This window comes from Microbacterium xanthum, assembly GCF_034531355.1.
In the GTDB taxonomy this organism is placed as follows: domain Bacteria; phylum Actinomycetota; class Actinomycetes; order Actinomycetales; family Microbacteriaceae; genus Microbacterium; species Microbacterium xanthum.
In genome coordinates this window covers 196,167-215,815 of the sequence record NZ_JAWHUE010000003.1, presented here as the reverse complement: position 1 = coordinate 215,815, position 19,649 = coordinate 196,167, and the positions used below count along the sequence as shown (strand labels likewise).

The 19,649-nt window shown below is 68.6% G+C and carries 23 protein-coding genes and 1 other RNA gene; 17 read left to right on the top strand and 7 right to left on the bottom strand.

The genetic code is table 11. The features are described from left to right. Window position 1 precedes the first annotated feature (1 nt). Window positions 2–772 carry an ABC transporter ATP-binding protein gene (locus tag RZO50_RS11110; RefSeq protein ID WP_322599794.1) on the top strand — a complete coding sequence of 257 codons (771 nt, stop codon included), beginning with the start codon at window positions 2–4 and terminating at the stop codon, window positions 770–772. A gap of 62 nt (window positions 773–834) precedes the next feature. Here the strand turns inward: RZO50_RS11110 and RZO50_RS11105 are convergent, their stop codons facing one another. Together RZO50_RS11105 and RZO50_RS11100 are read right to left on the bottom strand one after the other, a co-directional pair. Beyond that, on the bottom strand, window positions 835–1,188 hold the full coding sequence (locus RZO50_RS11105) for a hypothetical protein (protein ID WP_322599793.1): 354 nt from the start codon (window positions 1,186–1,188) through the stop codon (window positions 835–837). Between the two features lie 4 nt (window positions 1,189–1,192). Continuing rightward, entirely contained in the window at window positions 1,193–2,461 is a 1,269-nt protein-coding gene (locus RZO50_RS11100; RefSeq protein ID WP_322599792.1) for an MFS transporter, read from the bottom strand. A gap of 121 nt (window positions 2,462–2,582) precedes the next feature. On the opposite strand from RZO50_RS11100, the gene prfB reads away from it, so the two are divergent. The 9 genes from prfB (at window position 2,583) to ssrA (ending at window position 10,030) form a co-directional block, all read left to right on the top strand. Then, a complete protein-coding gene (prfB, locus tag RZO50_RS11095; protein ID WP_322599791.1) occupies window positions 2,583–3,695 on the top strand; it encodes a peptide chain release factor 2 in 1,113 nt (370 codons plus the stop codon). A gap of 86 nt (window positions 3,696–3,781) precedes the next feature. After that, window positions 3,782–5,023 carry a cell division ATP-binding protein FtsE gene (gene ftsE, locus RZO50_RS11090; RefSeq protein WP_322599790.1) on the top strand — a complete coding sequence of 414 codons (1,242 nt, stop codon included), beginning with the start codon at window positions 3,782–3,784 and terminating at the stop codon, window positions 5,021–5,023. Further along, on the top strand, window positions 5,020–5,937 hold the full coding sequence (gene ftsX / locus RZO50_RS11085; protein WP_322599789.1) for a permease-like cell division protein FtsX: 918 nt from the start codon (window positions 5,020–5,022) through the stop codon (window positions 5,935–5,937). The genes ftsE and ftsX overlap by 4 nt, the downstream gene beginning before the upstream one ends. Window positions 5,938–6,044: 107 nt before the next feature. Beyond that, a complete protein-coding gene (gene smpB, locus RZO50_RS11080) occupies window positions 6,045–6,521 on the top strand; it encodes an SsrA-binding protein SmpB (protein WP_194424519.1) in 477 nt (158 codons plus the stop codon). Between the two features lie 127 nt (window positions 6,522–6,648). Further along, window positions 6,649–7,473: a DUF4397 domain-containing protein gene (locus tag RZO50_RS11075; RefSeq protein WP_322599788.1), complete on the top strand. Its 825-nt coding sequence runs from the start codon at window positions 6,649–6,651 to the stop codon at window positions 7,471–7,473. Window positions 7,474–7,481: 8 nt separating this feature from the next. Beyond that, entirely contained in the window at window positions 7,482–8,120 is a 639-nt protein-coding gene (locus RZO50_RS11070; protein ID WP_322599787.1) for a class F sortase, read from the top strand. A 37-nt stretch (window positions 8,121–8,157) separates the two neighbouring features. Further along, complete coding sequence (locus tag RZO50_RS11065; RefSeq protein WP_322599786.1) at window positions 8,158–8,706, top strand: RNA polymerase sigma factor; 549 nt, start codon at window positions 8,158–8,160, stop codon at window positions 8,704–8,706. Next, window positions 8,693–9,538, top strand: a complete 846-nt coding sequence (locus RZO50_RS11060) for an anti-sigma factor (protein ID WP_322599785.1) — start codon at window positions 8,693–8,695, stop codon at window positions 9,536–9,538. Before RZO50_RS11065 ends, RZO50_RS11060 begins: the two co-directional genes overlap by 14 nt. Window positions 9,539–9,660: 122 nt before the next feature. Continuing rightward, window positions 9,661–10,030: a transfer-messenger RNA gene (gene ssrA / locus RZO50_RS11055) on the top strand. Window positions 10,031–10,102: 72 nt separating this feature from the next. Here the strand turns inward: ssrA and RZO50_RS11050 are convergent. After that, entirely contained in the window at window positions 10,103–10,408 is a 306-nt protein-coding gene (locus RZO50_RS11050; RefSeq protein ID WP_322599784.1) for a putative quinol monooxygenase, read from the bottom strand. Window positions 10,409–10,521: 113 nt separating this feature from the next. Between RZO50_RS11050 and RZO50_RS11045 the strand changes: the two genes are divergently transcribed. Next, the gene (locus RZO50_RS11045) at window positions 10,522–11,418 is read left to right on the top strand and encodes an aldo/keto reductase (RefSeq protein WP_322599783.1); all 897 of its coding nucleotides are present in this window, start codon (window positions 10,522–10,524) and stop codon (window positions 11,416–11,418) included. 115 nt (window positions 11,419–11,533) lie between these two features. Here RZO50_RS11045 and RZO50_RS11040 read toward each other — a convergent pair whose 3' ends face one another. Continuing rightward, window positions 11,534–12,964 carry an HNH endonuclease gene (locus RZO50_RS11040; RefSeq protein WP_322599782.1) on the bottom strand — a complete coding sequence of 477 codons (1,431 nt, stop codon included), beginning with the start codon at window positions 12,962–12,964 and terminating at the stop codon, window positions 11,534–11,536. 75 nt (window positions 12,965–13,039) lie between these two features. On the opposite strand from RZO50_RS11040, the gene arfB reads away from it, so the two are divergent. Further along, window positions 13,040–13,477: an alternative ribosome rescue aminoacyl-tRNA hydrolase ArfB gene (gene arfB, locus RZO50_RS11035; protein ID WP_322599781.1), complete on the top strand. Its 438-nt coding sequence runs from the start codon at window positions 13,040–13,042 to the stop codon at window positions 13,475–13,477. Between the two features lie 43 nt (window positions 13,478–13,520). Continuing rightward, window positions 13,521–14,558: an NADPH:quinone reductase gene (locus tag RZO50_RS11030; protein WP_322599780.1), complete on the top strand. Its 1,038-nt coding sequence runs from the start codon at window positions 13,521–13,523 to the stop codon at window positions 14,556–14,558. Between the two features lie 101 nt (window positions 14,559–14,659). Here the strand turns inward: RZO50_RS11030 and RZO50_RS11025 are convergent, their stop codons facing one another. After that, complete coding sequence (locus RZO50_RS11025; protein ID WP_322599779.1) at window positions 14,660–15,166, bottom strand: O-acetyl-ADP-ribose deacetylase; 507 nt, start codon at window positions 15,164–15,166, stop codon at window positions 14,660–14,662. A gap of 40 nt (window positions 15,167–15,206) precedes the next feature. Then, window positions 15,207–15,890, bottom strand: a complete 684-nt coding sequence (locus RZO50_RS11020) for a DEAD/DEAH box helicase family protein (protein WP_322599778.1) — start codon at window positions 15,888–15,890, stop codon at window positions 15,207–15,209. A gap of 122 nt (window positions 15,891–16,012) precedes the next feature. On the opposite strand from RZO50_RS11020, the gene RZO50_RS11015 reads away from it, so the two are divergent. Continuing rightward, on the top strand, window positions 16,013–16,507 hold the full coding sequence (locus RZO50_RS11015) for a hypothetical protein (protein WP_322599777.1): 495 nt from the start codon (window positions 16,013–16,015) through the stop codon (window positions 16,505–16,507). A gap of 153 nt (window positions 16,508–16,660) precedes the next feature. Here the strand turns inward: RZO50_RS11015 and RZO50_RS11010 are convergent, their stop codons facing one another. Then, a complete protein-coding gene (locus RZO50_RS11010; RefSeq protein WP_322599776.1) occupies window positions 16,661–17,341 on the bottom strand; it encodes a PhzF family phenazine biosynthesis protein in 681 nt (226 codons plus the stop codon). A 67-nt stretch (window positions 17,342–17,408) separates the two neighbouring features. Between RZO50_RS11010 and RZO50_RS11005 the strand changes: the two genes are divergently transcribed. The 3 genes from RZO50_RS11005 (at window position 17,409) to RZO50_RS10995 (ending at window position 19,579) form a co-directional block, all read left to right on the top strand. After that, window positions 17,409–18,188 (top strand): alpha/beta fold hydrolase, encoded by a 780-nt coding sequence (locus RZO50_RS11005; RefSeq protein ID WP_322599775.1) that lies wholly within the window; start codon window positions 17,409–17,411, stop codon window positions 18,186–18,188. 44 nt (window positions 18,189–18,232) lie between these two features. Beyond that, window positions 18,233–18,556, top strand: coding sequence for a hypothetical protein (locus RZO50_RS11000; RefSeq protein WP_322599774.1), 324 nt, complete (start codon window positions 18,233–18,235; stop codon window positions 18,554–18,556). A 63-nt stretch (window positions 18,557–18,619) separates the two neighbouring features. Further along, window positions 18,620–19,579, top strand: coding sequence for an aldo/keto reductase (locus RZO50_RS10995; RefSeq protein ID WP_322599773.1), 960 nt, complete (start codon window positions 18,620–18,622; stop codon window positions 19,577–19,579). Window positions 19,580–19,649: the final 70 nt, after the last annotated feature.

The window sequence follows — 19,649 nt, the reverse complement described above, 5'->3', positions numbered from 1 at the left end:
CATGATCACCGCCGAGGGGGTGACCGTCCGCTACGGCCGGACGGTCGCCCTCGACGCGGCTGACCTCACCGCGTCGACCGGGATCACCTTCGGGCTCATCGGCCCGAACGGATCGGGGAAGTCCACGATGTTGCGCGCCATGCTGGGGGCGTTGCGGCGCACCGGCGGTCGGGTGGAGGTCGACGGCATGAGCGTGGATGACCTCACCGCGCGACAGCGCGCCGAGCGCATCGCCGTCGTGGCGCAGGAGGAACCGAGCGGTCTGCCGTTGACGGCGTGGGACTCGGTGCTGCTGGGGCGGTCCCCCCGCTTGTCGGGGTGGAGCCGCTACCGTCCGATCGACGAAGAGGCTGCCGCCGATGCGATGGTGCGTGCCGGTGTGGACACCCTCGCGCACCGGGGCATCGACGAACTCTCCGGTGGTGAGCGACAACGGGTCTTGATCGCCCGGGCCCTCGCCCAGGAGGCCACACACCTGCTGTTGGACGAGCCGACCAACCATCTGGATGTGCGCTACCAGCACGACATCCTCTCTCTTGTGCAGTCTCTCCCGCTCACGACGGTCGTCGTGCTTCACGACCTGAACCTCGCTGCCCGCTACTGCGACCACCTGATGCTGCTCGACGGGGGACGGATCGCCGCACGGGGGACCCCGCACGAGGTGCTGGTGCCCGACGTGCTCGAACCCGTCTACGGCATCTCGATGCGGCGCATCGATCTTGACGGCGTTCCGCAGCTGGTCTTCCGTCCGGCCGAGCGGGCGGTGACCTGACTCGCCGCACGACCCGTCGCCGTCGGCGACACGGCTCGGTGGGCGATACGGCTCGGAGGGTCTCACCACCCGAAGGTGTTGAACCACTCGCGTCGCCGGAGGGCTCCGGCCTGCGTCTCCGCCGGGTCACTGGTGTCGTGGGGTGCGAGGACACCGCCGTGGAGCGGGACGAAGCGGTGGCACGTGGGGCACAGTGCGTGCCCGTGCGGCCAGCCGTCCGGAAGGGTCGCAGCGGGTGCGCCCGTGGTCCCGGAACCGGTGCAACGGAGCGGATCGGCGCCGGTGTCAGCCCACATCACCGTGCGGTGCCGGTGGAGCCCGGCATGGTCGACGGGACGTGTGCAGCGTCGACCGCCGCGACGGCTGCGGCAGAACCGCATGACCCCACCGATCTCGTCGCGTGGGCCGGTGGTCACCGCGTCAGTCTCGCATCCGGGGCGCGAATCGGGGGACCCAGCGCAGGAATGCGCCGGCCCCGGCGAAGGCGATCAGCCCCATCGCGCCCACCGCGATCGGGAGCGAGGCGACTGCGGTGATCGCGGAGACCAGCACGGGCGCGAGTGCACCGCCCGCGTCGCTGAGGGTGCGCCACGACCCCAGGAACGGGGCGGGGTCGGTCGGGGGAGCGACATCGGCGCCGAGGGTGAGGAGGATGCCGCTGGACAGACCGTTTCCGACGCCGAGCACGGCGGCGAACATCGCGAACCACATCGCCGCCTGGTTCCCCTCGTGTGTGACGGCGAGGGCGGCGAACCCCGACCCCATGAGGATCATCGCCGGAAGTGCCGCCCACAGTCGGCCGAAGCGGTCCATCACCTGTCCGCTGGCGTAGAACAACGCGAAATCGATCGCCCCCGACACCCCGACCACCAGTGCGATCGTCTGCGCGTCGAGGCCGATCGATACACCCCACAACGGCAGGACGACCGAGCGCGCCGCGCGTGCCGCGGACAGCGACGCGGCGGCCAGCCCCAAGCGGGACAGGACCGCGCGGTAGCGCCACATGGTGCGGAAGACTCCGTCGCGCGCGCCGACGGCGCTCACAGGGCCGGTGATCGTCTCGCCGGTGTCTTCGTGATCGCGCTCGTCGCGGCGCGGGTCGGGGGCGCTGACGGCGGTCTCCGGATCGGGTCCGAAGAGCACCAGCAGGATCGTGCCGACCAGGCACGCGGCGAAGAACCAGATCGTGGCGTGCTCGTCGCCGAAGATCGCCAGCAGCGCCGCAGCCAGGAACGGGCCGGTGAAGGAGCCGAGGCGGAAGGTGCCGCCCAGCAGCGACAGCGCCCGAGCACGGAAGGACAGGGGCACCCGCGTGGTCATGAACGAGTGACGCGCCAGTCCGAACGCTGCGGCACTCAGGCCCACGACGAACACCGACAGGGTGAAGGCGACCAGGCCCGGTGTGAGGGCCATGCCGATGACGCCGGCCAGGCCCAGGAATCCGGCGATGACCATCGTGGCCCGCTCGCCCACGCGTGCCACGGCGTAGCCGGCGGGGATGTTACCGACGAGTTGGCCGATCACGACGGCCGCGGCCACGAGCGCCGCGGTCGCCAGATGCGCGCCACGCTCGGCCGCGATCACCGGGATGAGGGGGAGGACCGCGCCGAGTCCCACGGCGAACAACAGGGTGGGGCCGTAGATCATCGGCGCGAAACGGGTGAGGATGCGCCCGGCGGAGTCGGTCATATCGCAGAGTCGTTCATGTCGCCCCGACGATACCCCGGCGCGCGACCGGTGGCTGTCCCTCTGTCCCGCCGGTATTCTCTTCGCGGCAGAAGGCGGCCGGACGGCGGTAGGCTGGAGCGTCATGCTTGAACTCGATATGTCCGCCGACATCCAGGCGCTGCGCTCGACCTTCTCCGATATCAAGGCCGTCGTCGATGTCGACGCGCTCGAGAAGGAGATCGCGCGGCTCAACGACGAAGCCGCCGCCCCCGACCTGTGGGACGACGTCGAGAACGCGCAGAAGGTCACCAGTGCCCTCAGCCATCGTCAGCACGAACTGAGGCGCGTGACCGAGGTCGAGAAGCGCATCGACGACCTCGAGGTGCTCGTCGAACTCGCCGTCGAGATGGACGACGAGGAGTCGGCCGAGGAGGCCCGTCACGAGCTCGCCGAGCTCGAAGACGTCGTGAACCAGCTCGAGGTGCAGACGCTGTTGGACGGCGAGTACGACGAGCGGTCGGCTGTCGTGACGATCCGCTCCGGTGCCGGCGGCGACGATGCGACCGACTTCGCCGAGATGCTGTTGCGCATGTACCTGCGGTGGGCAGAACGTCACGGGTACAAGACGAAGGTCATGGACACCTCCTACGCCGAGGGCGCCGGCATCAAGTCGGCGACCTTCGAGATCGAGGCCCCCTACGCCTACGGCACGCTGTCGGTCGAGGCGGGCACGCATCGCCTCGCGCGCATCAGTCCGTTCGGTGGGGCCGACAAGCGTCAGACCAGCTTCGCGGCGGTCGAGGTCATCCCGGTGATGGAGGAGGCGCAGGAGGTCGACATCCCCGAGAACGACATCCGCGTCGACGTCTTCCGTTCCTCGGGGCCGGGCGGTCAGTCGGTGAACACGACCGACTCTGCGGTACGCCTGACCCACCTTCCGACCGGCATCGTCGTATCGATGCAGAACGAGAAGTCGCAGATCCAGAACCGCGCCGCCGCCATGCGCGTGCTGCAGACGCGCCTGATGCTGCTGCAGAAGGAGGAGGAAGCGGCGAAGAAGAAGGAGCTCGCGGGCACGATCACCGCCAGCTGGGGCGATCAGATGCGCTCCTACTTCCTCTACGGCCAGCAACTCGTGAAGGACCTGCGCACCGGCCACGAGGTCGGGAACCCCGCGACGGTGTTCGACGGCGACCTCGACGGCTTCATCGCCGCGGGCATCCGCTGGCGCAAGCGCAAAGACGACGAGGACTGATCCGTTCCTGTGCATCGGTGATGCGCAGGGCCGCAGCGGGTGTCGCTCAGGCCGTGACGGATGCGCTCGCCTAGGCTCGTGACGCCATGATCCGGTTCGAGAACGTCACCAAGCGCTATCGCGGCACCGCCAGCCCCGCCCTCGACAACGTCGACTTCGAGGTGCTCCGCGGCGAGTTCGTGTTCCTCGTCGGCGCGTCGGGATCGGGGAAATCCTCGTGTCTCCGCCTCATCCTGCGCGAGGAGGTGCCCAGCGACGGCCGCGTGGTCGTGCTCGGTCGCGATCTGCGCACCCTGTCGAGCCGCAAAGTGCCCTATTTCCGGCGTCACGTCGGCGCCGTCTTCCAGGACTTCCGCCTGCTTCCCGGCAAGACGGTCTTCCAGAACGTCGCTTTCACCCTCCAGGTGATCGGGTCCTCCCGCGCGTTCATCCAGCAGGCGGTGCCCGAGGTGCTCGCCCTGGTGGGTCTCGCCGGCAAGGAGAAGCGGATGCCGCACGAACTCTCCGGCGGTGAGCAGCAGCGGGTGGCGATCGCCCGTGCCCTGGTGAACCGCCCGCAGGTGTTGCTCGCGGACGAGCCGACCGGGAACCTCGACCCCGCCACCTCGATCGACATCATGCGTCTGCTCGCACGCATCAACGCCGGCGGCACGACGGTGGTCATGGCCACTCACGAGGCGAACTTCGTCGATCAGATGCAGCGACGGGTGATCGAGCTGAAGAACGGCGTCATGCTGCGCGATGACCGCGCCGGGGGCTACGGCGACACGTCGGGTCTTCCCACCCTCGCGCCCGAACCGGTGCGCGGGGCTGCGGCGGTGGCCGCTCTCACCGAAGTGCTCGAGGTGCAGCGCGAGGCCGCGGCGTCGATCGCCCGCGGGGTCGAGCCGGGTCTCACGCGTCCCGCCCCCGAGGCCGCCCCGGCCGCGGCGTCGACCGCTCCCACGGCGTCGACTGATTCCGTCGCGCCGACCGCTCCCGTGTCATCCACCCCGTCCGTGAGCGGCTCGACCCGAGCGGCGTCCGCTCCGGCGACGTCCTCCGCCGCGCGCCCTGCGCCCGATGCGACCACCGCGGCGTCGGGATCCGCCACCGCGTCCGCAACCACCGACGTGACCGTTCCGCCCTCGAACGACGCCACGACGGAGGTGCCGGCGCGGGAGGCTGACCGCGCCGACGCCTCGGAATCCGACACCGAGGGCCGCGTGCACCGCACGCAGCCGGTGCCGGTCATCGACATCGCCGAGGTCGACGTGGAAGAACTGGGGCTGGCCGACCGTCTCGGCCTCGAAAAAGGAGAGCAGGACGAAGTGGGGCCGACCTCGTGAGATTCCGTCTGGTCCTCGCCGAGGCGCTCGGCGGGCTTCGCCGCAACGCGTCGATGGTCGTCTCGGTGGTGTTGGTCACCTTCGTCTCGCTCACCTTCGTCGGTGCCGCGATGCTCATGCAGATGCAGATCAGCACCATGCGCGACTACTGGGTCGATCGCGCCCAGGTCGCCGTCTACATGTGCACCTCGGTGTCGCAGCAGACCGCGACGTGCGCCGACGGCGTCGCGGGCGAGGATCAGATCACCCAGGTCCGCGAGACCCTGGAGGGACCGGCGCTTGCCCCCCTCATCCGCGACGTGCGGTTCGAAGACCAGGACGAGGCGTACGCGAACGCCCTGGACCTGCTGGGTGAGGATTATGCGAACATCATCTCGCCCGAGCAGATGAATCAGACCTTCTGGATCAACCTGGTCGATCAGCGGCAGTCCGACGTGCTCATCGAGGCGTTCGCCGGGATGGACGGGGTCGAGGAGGTCGCCGATCAGCTCCAATACCTCGATCCGCTCTTCTCGGCGTTGACGGTCGCGACCTACATCGCGGTCGGCATCGCGATTCTGATGCTGATCGCCGCGGTGCTGTTGATCGCCACCACGATCCGGCTGTCCGCGTACGCACGGCGGCGAGAGCTCGGCATCATGCGCTTGGTGGGCGCCTCGAACCGGTTCATCCAAACCCCGTTCGTGCTCGAGGGCGTCTTCGCGGCGCTTCTCGGGTCCGTGCTCGCCAGCGGTGCCGTGCTCGTCGGCGTGCACTTCGGAGTGGAGGAGTACCTCCGAGAGCGGGTGGACTTCGTCACGACCTGGGTCGACATCGGCGACGCCCTGCTCGTCGTGCCCGTGCTCATCGTCATCGGCGCGGTGCTCGCCGCGTTCTCGGCGAGTTTCGCGATCCGGCGCTGGCTGCGGGCTTGAGCGCGATCCACCGGTGCCGGTCGATTGCCGCAGGTCGCCCGTCGACACGGTGTTGCTAGACTGACAGGCTGCCGTTCGGGCGGTATCAGTCACCTCGAGGAGTCATCATGGTCCGGGAACGCGGAGAGAAGGTCGTCGCGACCAACCGTCGCGCCCGCCACGACTACACGATCGAGAAGACCTATGAGGCGGGTCTGGTCCTCATGGGCACCGAGGTGAAATCCCTCCGCGAGGGGCGGGCGAACCTCACCGACGGCTACGCCTTCATCGACAAGGGCGAGGCGTTCCTGGATGCGGTGAACATCCCGCAGTACTCGCAGGGCCACTGGACCAATCACGCCGCCAAACGCGTCCGCAAGCTGTTGCTGCACAAGGACGAGATCGAACGCCTCGGTCATGCCGCCTCGGCCGGCGGATACACCCTCGTCCCTCTGCGGCTGTACTTCAGCGACGGCCGCGCGAAGGTCGAGATCGCGATCGCGAAGGGCAAGGCCGAGTACGACAAGCGCCAGACCCTGCGTGAGCGCCAGGACAAGCGCGAGGCAGAACGGGCGATGCGCACCCGCAACCGCCTGGGGGAGTGACCCGTTCGGGAAGCCCCCCGGCCCTCCGTGAGCTTTTTTCGATCCAGCTGCATCCGAATCGCACGCCCTCCGGGAACACACATGTGTCAGGCGGCAACCAGTCGCCACCGATTCAAGGAGGATAATCGTGCGTAAGACCCTCGCAGCGGGTGTGGCAGCCGGAGCAATCGCCGCTTTCGGCCTGGCGGCGCCCGCCTACGCCATCTCGGACACCACCGCAGACCTCTCGGTGCTCCACGGCATCCCCGACACTCCCGTCGATGTCTACGTCAACGGCGAACTGACCCTCGACGATTTCCAGCCGGGCGATCTCGCCGGCCCACTGGACCTCGCTGCCGGCGACTACGAAGTCGCCCTGACCGCCACCGACGCCGCCGACGACAGCGACCCCATCCTCGGACCCGTCAGCGTCACCCTCGAGGCGAACACCAGCTACACCGCGGTGGCCCACCTCACCGAGGGCGGCGACCCGACGGTCACCCCGTACGTCAACGACATCTCCGAGACCGCCGCCGGCGAAGGCCGCCTCACCGTCCGTCACGACGCCGCGGCGCCCGCCGTCGATGTGCTCGCCGGTGACACCCCGGTGATCGAGAACCTCGCCAACCCGGAGGAGGCCAGCCTCGACCTCGCCGCCGGCACCATCTCGGCCTCGGTGGCCGCCACCGGCACCACCGACCCGGTGATCGGACCGGCCGATGTGACCGTGGAAGAGGGCGTGCTGACCATCGTCTACGCCTGGGGCAGCCTTGAGGACGAGAACCTGCAGCTGGCCGTGCAGACCATCGACGGACTGCACTCGGCTCCCGACGGGGTCCCCTCGGGTACCGGCGGACAGCTCGCGGAGCGTGACGCGATGATGCAGACGCTGCTCATCGTCGGAGCCTTCGGTGTCGCCGCGGCGGTCGCCACCTCGGCCGTGGTCGTCTCCCGCAAGCGGGCCGAGCGCTGAGACCCCACATGTCTCGCACGGTGATCGCGACGGGCCTCGCCCCCGTCGCGATCGCCCTTGCCCTGACCGGGTGCGGGCAGGCAGCCGGCGCCGATTCCCCCACGGCGACCCCCACCCCTGTCCGCACCGCGGCGGCACCCGCGCCCACTGCGGCGGCGGATGTGCCGGTCGCGGCGGCGACTCTCTCGCCGCCGCGACGCGCGGTGCCACCGACCTCGGTCAGCATCCCGGCGATCGACGTCGACGTCCCGGTGGTGGATGTCGGCGTCGAAGAGGGCGGGTTCATGGAATTGCCCGTGGACCCGGCGATCGCCGGGTGGTACCGGTGGGGTTCGGATCCGTCGAGCGAGGGCGGCAACACCGTCATCTCCGCTCATGTGGACGCCCCCGGCTATCCCATCGGACCCTTCAGTCGCTTGCGCGACCTGGGGCCGGGCGAGCAGATCGAGGTCGCCGACGCGGACGGCACGGTGCACCGGTACATCCTGCAGAGTGTCACGTACTACCCGAAAGCGGAGCTACCCGTCAATGAGCTGTTCTCACGCGACGGAGACGGCACACTTGTCCTCATCACCTGCGGTGGAGCGTTCGACTCCGCCACGGGCCGCTACCAGGACAACGTGGTCGCGATCGCCGCACCCGCCTGAGTCGCCCGAGGTGGTGAACCGAGAGGCAGGTGCGGTCGTGGATCCCGATGAACTCGACCTGTACGAACGGTTCCGGCGCGGCGAGGATCGCGCTCTCGAAGAGGTGTATCGCCGCTGGTCGGCGGTCGTGTTCACCCTGGCCCTCCGGTCGCTCGGCGACCGGGGGGACGCGGAGGACGTGACGCAGAAGACGTTCGTCTCGGCGTGGACCTCCCGGGAGAAGTACGACCCGGCGAAGGCGAAGCTGTCGACGTGGCTGGTGACCATTTGCCGCCGACGCATCGCCGACACCCACGAGGCGCGGGCGAGGGTGAAGCGACTGCAGGAGGAGATGCAGCACTACACCGACCCGGACAGCCTCGTGAGTTCCGAGATCGATCTGGCCGACAGGCTCCTGCTGGCGGACGAGCTGGAGCGACTGGAACCGGATGCGCAGAAAGTGGTGAGGCTGGCGTTCTACGACGACCTCACACACGATCAGATCTCCCACCGGCTCGAAATGCCGTTGGGTACCGTGAAGAGCCACATCAGACGAAGTTTGAAACGACTGCGAGAACGACTGGAGGTGAGTCATGTCGCATCTTGACGCCGACCGTCTGGCGCTTGTTGCGCTGGGCGAGGACGCCGATGCCGGTGAGATGGCGCACCTGCAGGAGTGCAGCCTGTGTGCGACGGAGTTCGCCGAGCTGTCCCGTGCGGTGCTCGTGGGACGCTCCACCCTCACCGTCGGAGACCTCGAATCGCCGCCGGATCGAGTCTGGGACCGCATCGCCGAAGAGGTGGGCATGACTCCGACGCCGGCGCCGGACGTGCTGACCGAGACCACCGAGGTCGAGGTCGATCCGGTGCTGGTCGCCGACCCCTCGCTGCCGGTCGACGAGCCGGTCGGCTCCTCCGTCCCGCCCGCGTCGTCCGAGCCGACCGGCGTGAGGGAGCAGGCGTCCGCCGGTGAGGCCGAGCACACGCCCGAGCGGCGCGGGGTGCCGCGCTGGACGAAGATGATGTTCGCCCTGGCGGCGTCGATTGCGGCTGTACTCGCCGTCGTCGGTGTCACGTCTGTGCTGCGTCCGGCGCCCACCGAGTTGGCCGCGGCCGCACTTGATGCTTTTCCGAACCATCCCGGCGCGTACGGCAGTGCTGTCGTGGTGGAGGATCCGGACGGTGAGCGGCTGATCACGGTCCAGCTCGACGCAGACGATGCCGCCACCGACGCCTATCGCGAAGTGTGGTTGATCACCGCGGATGCGTCGGAGATCGTGAGTCTCGGTGTGCTCGAGGGCGCGGAGGGGACTTTCACGATCCCGGACGACATCGATATCGACGAGTATGTGCTGGTCGACATCTCCGAGGAGCCGTTGGACGGCGATCCCACCCACTCGGGAGATTCGATCGTGCGCGGCGAGTTGGAATCGGTCTGACGCATCCCTGAGGGGAATGGCGTCGGGGGTGCAACCGTTGTATCCTGATGTGCTCGGGTCCGTCGGATCCGGGATTGACAACTCCACAGCGTGACAACGGTCCTTCGCACGAAGGAACGCACGGGGATGATCGGTTTCGACATCGTCTGCGTAACTGCGTGAAGCGGGCCGAGGATGCAGGGTTATCTCGTGAACGCCCCCTGCAAACCAATAACTGCCGATAAGAAGCAGTCTGACTTCGCCCTCGCTGCCTAAGCGAGCCCGATAGTCCGTCAGTCCGTGTGTGATCCCGACACGGGTACTGGCGTCATCTAGGGATCTTGCTGCGTGACGGCGTCTGGACGTCACGCGGGACTCTTCCCAGGCTGGGCCCGTCGACCTAGGTGTCTGTGACAAAGGTCGGGGCCGAGCAGAACGTCTGCACAGACTGCGCCCGGAGAAGCCGCAGCGACCCAGCGATGGACGGGGGTTCGATTCCCCCCATCTCCACAACCGTTGTCACGGACCGAAGGTCCGGATGCCGACTCCCGCCGTCGGCGTCCGGGCCTTTCGTTTTTCTGAGAGTCAGGCGTTTCGCAGGGGAGAGCCGGCGACGTCGAAGCGGAACCCGCCCATCGTGCCCGTCAGCATCGGCATGGCCTCGGCGATCGCGGCCTTGACGCTCGGCAGCTGCAGGGATGCACGGTGTGCCTCTGCCGACGCCCACAGTTCGACGACGTAGACGGTGTCAGGCTCGGCGTCGTTGGTGCCCACCTCGTAGAGCAGGCACCCGGCGTCGGCGAGGTCGGGGCTCGGTCGGGTGAGGATCGCCACGACCTCGTCGCGCTTGCCGGACTGGACACCGAGGGAACCCGCATTCGCGAACGTCATGCCCACACGGTATCGGGTCGCACGGACACGAGTGTCGGCGGGCGTCAACCCCGCACGGGCAGCAGCGGATCCTGCCAGGCTGGACTGAGCATCCGCGAGGCGAAGGAGACTCCATGAAGTACCGCACACTCGGGCCCTACACGGTATCGGCGATCGGACTCGGCGCGATGCCGGTGTCGATGAACCGCGACGGCGTGTTCCCGGAACGCGATCAGGCGATCGCCATGGTGCACGCGGCCCTCGACGCCGGCGTGACGCTCATCGACACGGCCGACATCTATGCGCCCGACCACGAGGAGATGGGGCACAACGAGAGGATCGTGCGCGACGCCCTGAAGACGTGGGGCGGCGACACCGACCAGATCACCGTGGCCACCAAGGGCGGCATCACGCGTCAGGAGGATGGCTCCAAGGGGCGCGACGGGTCACTTGCCTACCTGCGTTCGGCGGTGGAGAACTCCCTTCGCAACCTCGACGTCGAGGCCATCGACCTGTACCAGTACCACCGGCCCGACCGGTGGATGGTCTACGGCGAGATCATGCAGAATCTCAAGACCCTCCAGGACGAGGGCAAGGTGCGTGCCGTCGGTATCTCGAACGCGAGTGTCGAAGAGATCGAGATCGCCCAGCAGGTGCTCGGCGACGGCGGGCTGGTGAGCGTGCAGAACGAGTTCTCTCCGAAGCACCCGGGCAGTTTCGACGAGCTTGCCTTCTGTGGCGAGCACGGCATCGCGTTCCTGCCGTGGAGCCCGCTCGGCGGTACCGGCGGTGGCGCACGGGATGTGGGGGAGCGCTACTCCGCCTTCGCCGACATCGCACGCGGTCACGGCGTGAGTCCGCAGCAGGTCGTGCTCGCGTGGGAGCTGTCGCTGGGCGAGCACGTGATCCCGATTCCCGGTGCGCGTCGGCCGGAGTCGATCAGCGACTCGGCGAAGGCCGCCGATCTGGAGTTGACGACGGATCAGCTCGCGCGGTGCTCGGCGGCTGTGGGGCTCGACACGTCGGCGTAATCGCACCTGTCTAAGTGCTGTGCCGGGGTGGTGGCGATGGGTGTCGGCGCCCCGGCCCTCTGGCCTTGAGCGTCCGGCGCTCGACACACTTCTCCCGTCGGAGCTTCCCGGGTTGTCAGAAGGGTGCGGGGGTGTGGGTGGGGGTGTCGGTTTCGGGGTCGGTGGTGAAGTGGATGCGTGAGGTGGGGTGGTCGGTGTAGTGGCGTCCGGTGGGGCTGGTCCATTCGAGGGTGCCGCCGGGTTTCTGGGTCACTGTCCAGGGGGTGTGGTGTTTGAGGGTGTGGTGGCGTCGGCAGAGGTGCGCGAGGTTTGTGGTGGTGGTGGTGCCGCCGTGTTGCCAGTCGATGGTGTGGTCGAGGTCGGTGCGGGTGGCGGGTTGTCGGCATGCGGGGAATCGGCAGTGTTGGTCGCGGATTCGGAGGGTGCGGCGCATCTCGTTTGAGGGTTGGTAGCGGTCGACGGTGAGGACGTCGCCGGTGATCGGGTGGGTGAGGATGCGGTCCCATCCGGGGGCGTGGCCGGCGAGGGTGCGGGCGGTGTCGGGGTGGATGGGGCCGTGTCCGGTGAGGGTGGTGGCGTCGAAGGGGTCTTCGACGGGGGTGCCGAGGAGGCTGAGGACGGGAACGGTGACCTGGACGGTGGCGTGGATCGCGGCCAGTCCGGTTGCGGTGGTGCCGGTGTGGGCGGTGGGGTCTGCGGTGAGGAGCATGTCGGCGAGCAGGTCGGCGCGGATCGCGTCGATCGTGCGCCGATTGCTGAGGAGTTCTTCCAGGTGCGCTTCGGCCTGTTCCACCGCCGTGCCGCACCCGCTGGTTGGCTCGCCCGGTCCGGTGTCGCGGGTCGTGGCCTTGCGGGTGGTGGTGAGGGTGTCGCGGGCGTGTTGGATGGTGGCGGTGTCGGCGTCGGTGACCTCGTGTGCCATCTGGGTGAGGCGGTTGTGGATGCCGTGGATGAGGACGGCGGATCCGGTGACGGCCAGTTCGGCCATGCCGTCGTCGAGGTCGGTGACCCGCACGTGTCGGAGGGTGTTCGCGGCGGTGTGGCGTTCCTGGATGGTTTCGTCGAGGAACCATTCCGCGCGACGTTTCGCGACCGGCCGCAGCCGTGACGCGGATTCCGCTTCGGCGTAGGGCAGCACGCTGTCTTCGTACTCCGCCCGCAGTTCGGGGCGGGTGATCCGGGCACCGGCATCGACGATGACCCGGGCATGCGCGATCGAGATCTTCCCCGCGGTCAGGGACGCGACCGTGTCGGGGAAGGCCTCGATCATCCGTTCCGCGTCGGCCATCTGTCGTTGCACCGTCCGGTCCGACACCCGCAGCGCCGCGGCCAGTTCCGCCGCGACCGCCCGCCGGGCCAGGTCGGCCTCGGACCGGGTGCCCTCCGCGATGGCCCACTCATCCGCGACCCGCGCCGCTTCCGCGAGAGCGTGCGCTTCCCGCGCATCCAACTCCGCTTTCGCCCGCCGGATCTCCACCAGATCCGCCGTCACCACCGACAGTCGCGCCGCGGCGACATCAGCGTGAACAACAGCTCCTCCGGACATGACCACATCCTCCCACCCACCCCCGACATCACCCCCGGCAGCCGGATCCGACGGGGAAACAGTCATGATGGAGCCATGCCTTCTACCGAGCGTCCGGGCCTGCGGGTCAACGGTCGGCTCACGATCCCGGAGGCGGAGCTGATGTGGCGGTTCTCGCGTTCGTCGGGTCCGGGCGGGCAGGGCGTCAATACGACGGACTCCCGCGTCGAGCTCGGGTGGGATGTCTCGTCATCTGCTGCGGTCACGGATGCGCAGCGCGCGCTGATCGAACAGCGGCTCGGCTCTCGGCTGGTCGGCGGTGTGCTGACGATCGCCGCATCCGAGCATCGTGCGCAGCTGCGCAATCGGGAGGCCGCCCTTGCCCGGCTCGCCGCCCTCGTCGCCGATGCGCTGCGACCGCCCGCGCCGACGCGGCGCAAGACGAAGCCGAGTCGGGGGTCGCAGGAGCGGCGTCTGTCGGCGAAGAAGCGGCGCACCGACGTGAAGCGGCTGCGCCGGCCCCCGAGTGAGTGACCGCCCGCGGAATGCCGACGGGTGTCCAGCCGTTCGGATTCGTATGCGCTCGATCGTCTACTCCCACACCGGACCTTCCCACGTCTTCTCCCTCGCCGAGCGAGAGCCCGTGTCGCCGGGGCCGGGTGACGTGCGAGTGAGGGTGACCGTCTCGGGAGTGAATCCGACTGACTGGAAAGCCCGTGCGCGCACGGACGCGCCGCTCGGGTTCGACGAGGTCGTGCCGAATCAGGACGGGGCGGGCATCGTCGACGCGGTGGGTGCGGATGTCACCGGCCTCGCGGTGGGAGATCGGGTGTGGATCTATCTCGCGCAGCACGAGCGCCCCACCGGCACCGCGCAGGAGTACACGGTGGTGCCCGCGACCCGCGCGGTGAAGCTGCCGGAGGGCGTCGGGTTCGATGTGGCCGCGAGCCTCGGGGTGCCGGCGATGACGGCGCACCGCGCGTTGACGGTGCATGAAGCCGGACCGTCGCGGCTTTCGCCCGGCGCGCTCGTAGGACGTGTCGTGCTGGTCGCCGGGGGCGCCGGGGCTGTGGGTCATGCGGCGATCCAGCTCGCTGTGTGGGCGGGTGCCACGGTGATCGCAACGGTCTCCGGTGAGGAGAAGGCGGCGCTCGCTCGGGCCGCGGGTGCGCACCACCTCGTGAACTACCGGGACGCGGATGCCGCCGAACAGATCGAGCGGATCGCGCCCGCTGGCGTCGATCACATCGTGGAGGTGTCGATCGCCGACAACGCCGACCTCGACGGCCGGGTCATCGCGAACCACGGGTCGATAGCGTTCTATGCCGACAACGGTGGAGCATCGGCGACGATCCCGGTGCGGCCGACCTTCGCGAAGAACATCCGCATTCAAGGGCTCCTTCTCTACACCGTCGGCGAGCCGGCGCTTCTCGCCGCGGCCGAAGACATCACGGCGGCCCTGCGCGACGGTGTGCTTCCCGTCGGAGAAGCCGCGGGACTGCCGTTGACGTGGTTCTCGCTGGAGGACACCGCGGCGGCCCACGACGCGGTCGAACAGGGCGCGGTCGGCAAGGTTCTGATCGACATCGACGGCAGCGTCCCGCGGGCGCGGTGACCGGTTCGTATCTCTCGGTCGCGGGCACACGCGGCTCGTCGGTGGGCCGAGGAGCGTGTGAAGTAATCGCACCGCTGAGGGGACGAACAGTACCGGCGCGGCTACAACTCGCGCTCGACACGCGCCGCGACCAGCGCGTGCGTCCGCTCGGTGAAAGACACCAGTCGAATCTCGTCGACGTTCGTGCTCGCGTTCGCGAGGGTCGCAACTGCCGCGTCGATGGCGTCGTCGAGCGGCCAGGCATAGATTCCGGCGCTGATGAGCGGGAAGGCGATGCGCGACGCACCGAGTTCGTCTGCGACAACAAGCGACCGGCGATAGCACGACACGAGAAGCCGGCGGTCGCGCTCGCCGGCGGCGTGATTCGGCCCCACCGTGTGGATCACCCACCGCGACGGGAGGTCACCGGCGGTGGTCCATCCGGCGTCTGCGGTGTCGAGCCCGTGCGGAAACCTCGTAATGCAGTCATCGAGGATCGCGGGCCCGCCGGCGCGGTGAATCGCACCATCCACTCCACCGCCTCCGCGCATCGCACGGTTGGCCGCGTTGACGATCGCATCGACGCGCTGCTCGGTGATGTCCCCGTGAATCGCGATGATCCTGGCCATACCCCATTGTCACCCGCTTCAGAGGGGTCGCGAGCGTGAGTCACGCTGGCTCCGTCGTACGGACGAGTCCGCAGATCACGCAGGACCAGGCGACAAGGAACTTCTCGTCATCGAGAATCTCGAACGACAAGCGGTCGCCGCACATTGGGCAGGCTAGCGTCTTCGACGACCGCTCCGACCGGTCACCCTGGCCGATCTCGACGCGGAGCCGGTGGAGGCGTTGCGGAGGTTGCCCGGTGATCTCCGCGACCCTCGCGCTTCCCAGGAGCTCCGCGTCGTCGACGAGGTCCGACAGCGCGTCGTTCATCGCCTGCCGGAACCCGGGATCCTCATCTTCGGGAGCCCGGATGCCGTCGTTCGCGGTGATCGGGAGCAGCACGAGGAGGTCCACGTGGGTCATGGCCTCCTCGGTCAGTGCGGTGGCCCGGGAGAGGACGTCTGCGTCGAGGTCGATTCGGCCGAGGTCGTCCAGGGCGACGAGGTACGCGAGGAAGTCGAGAGGTCCGCGTTCGGCGATGACATCGTCACCGGGGGAGAGGTCGAGGAGGCGGTCCGCGGCGATACGGAGCTGCGCGAGGTACGTCGATGCGTCGGGTTCGTCGGCGGCCGCATCGATGAGTTCGAACGGGTCGGGGAGCACCTCGTACTCGCGATGTGCCGCGGCGAAGTCGCCGATGAGCGTGCTCTTGCCGATCGCGTGGGTTCCCGAGACGACGATCCGCATGCCCGGAGCATAGCGGCGACGCGGCACTCGACGCCGCGCCGGACCACGTGACCCGACCCGTGCCTGCGTCGGCCGACCCGCATCCGCTAGCGTCGGTGGTACCCCCGTCCCGAGGAGGCACTGTGGTTCCGGTCAGTCGCTACGAAGCAGTCGAGCTCATCAAGAAATGGGGTGTGCTCTTTGACCTGCATGCCTCGCCAGAGGCGGTGTTCTCGCACACGATCGGGGACGATTTCGTGATCGCCTTCGAAGACATCGAGATGGTGGGGATCGCAGGGCTCAGAGAGCACGACGAGACGAAAGAGCAGTTCTACGACGAGTTGCACTTCTACTACGACCACGTCATCGAGCACGAGGGAGACCCACTCGTGCTCACGACGCGGATGATCTGGGATACCTGGCGGCGCCGCTCGGACGGACACGGCGAGCATCTCATCGCCGACCTCCGTCACCGATGGACCCTCACGCGGCGAGCAGACGGTCGACCGGTCTTCCAGCGTCATGAGCTGCTCTCGCTGGACTACCGCGACGGCTACGGTCCGAGCGAAAGTGACAGCGAAAACCTCCACATCGACAAAGACCGTGTCGGCATGGGGTCCAGCTCGCGCCAATCGTGATCTGCGGCCCGGCCGGCCCCGCGCGTGGGGGTGTACACGAGCGGGCCGGGCGCATGGCCGCCTGACGCATCCCCGTCGCCCCACATGCGCCACCCCGACGCCTCCATGCGGAGGGTGTGGTCGTAGAAGGTGCCGGCCGTCGAGCTCACCGCGTCAGGTCAGCTCGATGAGGCGCGCGTCGGACACCCGTCCGCCCACCTCGACCTGCTGGCCGAGGTAGCGGGCGTGGGTGTACAGGCGCGAGCCGTGGCCCTGCGTGATGTCGAGATCGCGGCCGAGTTCCGCGGTGAGGCGCACCGCGGCGGAGCCGGTGGCCTCGTCTTCGCGGATGCCGAGGTCGGGGGCGAACATGCGCGACCGCACCCGTCCGGCCTCCTTGTCGATCCACGCCCACACGTAGTTCGCGCCGAAGGAATACGCGTCGGGATCGACCGCATCGACCTCTTCGGGGGCGTCAAGCCGGTAGAGGGTGAACTCCGGGCACCACTGCGGCAGGGCGTTGACGAACACGCGGTCGCCGTCGAAACGAAGGCGCGCGCTGCCGGCCGGCACATCGATCTCCTTGAGGTCTTCACCGGTGGACTGCAACCATGACGCGAGCCCCACGATGGGGTGCCCGGCGAACCTCAACTGCTGGGACGGGGTGAAGATTCGCGCCTTCGCCGTGCTCCCCTGGACGGCGTCGATGAAGATCGTCTCGCTGAAGCCGAGGTCGGTCGCGATGTCCTGTTCGCGCTTCTTCGTCTGCGGTGACGCCCACACGATTCCGAGTGGATTGCCGTGATCGCCGCTGTCATCGACGAACACGTTGACGACATTCACCATCAGACTCATCCCGCGATTCTCGCAGGGGCACGAGCGTCGCGCGACGCGTTGACACGCCTGCCCCTACATTTGGGTCATGACAGGCACACCCGACACTGCCGCACCGCTCGTCCTCGCCCACGACATCTCCGGATCCGGCCCGCTGCTCGTGCTCATCCACGGCATCACCGAGAACCGTGCCGCATGGGACCCGATCGATCTCACCCCCGACTTCGAAGTCCTCCGCGTCGATGTGCGCGGACACGGGGAATCGCCGGTGGAGGAACCCTTCGACCCGCTCACCCTCGCCGCCGATGTGCACGCCACCGTCGAGGCGGTTCGCCCCGGCGCCGTGCCGATCATCGTCGGGCACTCCATGGGTGGCATCATCGCCACCGCCTACGGCTCGCGCTACCCCGTGAGGGCGGTGATCAACGTCGACCAGGCCCTCGCACTCGGCGACATGCAGGCCCAGGTCAAGAAGATGGAGCCCCTGCTGAAGAGCCCGCTGTTCCCGGTGCTCGTCGGCCAGGTGTTCCGATCGATGAGAGGCGTGCTGCCCGCCGAGCAGAACACGCGGCTCAAGAAGCTGCGCCGACCCCGCCGCGAAGTGGTGCTCGGCGTCTGGGCGCCGATGCTCAAGCAGACGCCCGAAGAGCTCGCGAAGACCGTCGATGAGACCGTCGCGATTCCCGACGACGTTCCCTACCTGGTGATCGCGGGCCTCGACCCGGGGGCCGAGTACGTCGAATGGCTGCGCGGACGCGTCCCGAGCCTCACCTACGAGGTGTGGGAGAAGACCCACTACCCGCATCTGGTCGAACCCGAGCGCTTCGTTGCACGCGTGAAGGGGTTCGCCACCGCGTCGGGGGAGTGACCGCTCGGTTGCGCGGGGGGTTCCGGGGGCGGGATGCTGGCGGGATGGAAACGCTCTGGATCATCGTCGCCGTCATCGGCGCGGGCTGCTACGCCGGCGGCGTGATCGCCTACGCACGCGCGCACCCCGGCACGGTGATCCCGTGGTCGAAACAACCCGAGGGGGAGAAGGCCTGGATGGCGGTGCTGCGCGGGATCGGCATCGTGCTGGTGCTGCTCGGAGTCGTCATGTGGGCGATCACCCGGTCGGCGACCTGGGAAGGTCCGGGGCTCGGATGGCTCGCCGGGCTGCTCATCGTCGCGCTCCTGCTTCCGGCGGCGATCGTCATCATGGTCGTCAACAGTCGGATCTCCCGCGGCGGGAAGTGACCACTCGCGTCCGGTGGTCCCCGGCGGATGGAATACCGTGTCCCGGGCGTCGTTGACCCGGACATGACCCAGATCGGAAACAGCGACCTCGACGTCCTTCCCCTCAGCCTCGGCGGCAACGTGTTCGGCTGGACCGCCGACCGCGACGCGTCCTTCCGCATCCTCGACTCGTTCGTCGCCGGCGGCGGCGACTTCATCGACACCGCCGACGTCTACAGTGCGTGGGTGCCCGGCAACTCCGGCGGTGAGAGCGAGACGCTCATCGGCGAGTGGCTCGCCCAGCGCAGCCCCGACAACGTCACGATCGCGACCAAGGGCGGCGCGCATCCCGAGTTCAAGGGCCTCGCCGCCGGCACCGTCCGAGCCGCCGCGGAGGCGTCACTGCAGCGGCTCGGTGTCGAGACCATCGACCTGTACTGGGCGCACTTCGACGACGCCGAGACGCCTCTCGAAGAGACCGTCGCCGCCTACGCCGCGTTGCAGCGCGACGGCCTCGTGCGTCACGTCGCCGTGTCGAACTACACCGCCGACCGCATCCGCGAGTGGGTGCGCATCGCCGACGAGCAGGGCGTCCCCCGGCCCGTGGCCATCCAGCCGCACTACAACCTCGTGCACCGCAACGACGTCGAAGAGAACATCCTGCCCATCGCGGAAGAGTTCGGCATGAGCCTCGTGCCCTACTACGCGCTCGCGAGCGGGTTCCTCACCGGCAAGTACCGCTCGGTGCAAGACGCCGGCGACGGTTCGCCGCGCGCCGAAGGTGCCGCGAAGTACGCGACGCCGCAAGGCATCCAGATCATCGACGCGCTCGAGCGCATCGGTGCCGCACACGATGCCTCGATCACCACCACTGCCCTCGCGTGGCTGCGCGCCCAGCCGACCGTCGCGGCGCCGATCGCGAGCGCTTCACGCACCGAGCAGGTCGTCGATCTGCTCGCCAGCACCCGACTCGACCTCACCGCCGACGAGGTCGACGAACTCAACCGCGTGTCGGCCTGGACGCCGCAGACCGCCTCGGTCTGAACCGGACAGCAGCGCTTCTCGCGCGAACGGGTGCGCCCGCGGTGGGACACGTCCTCCCGCGGGCGCACCC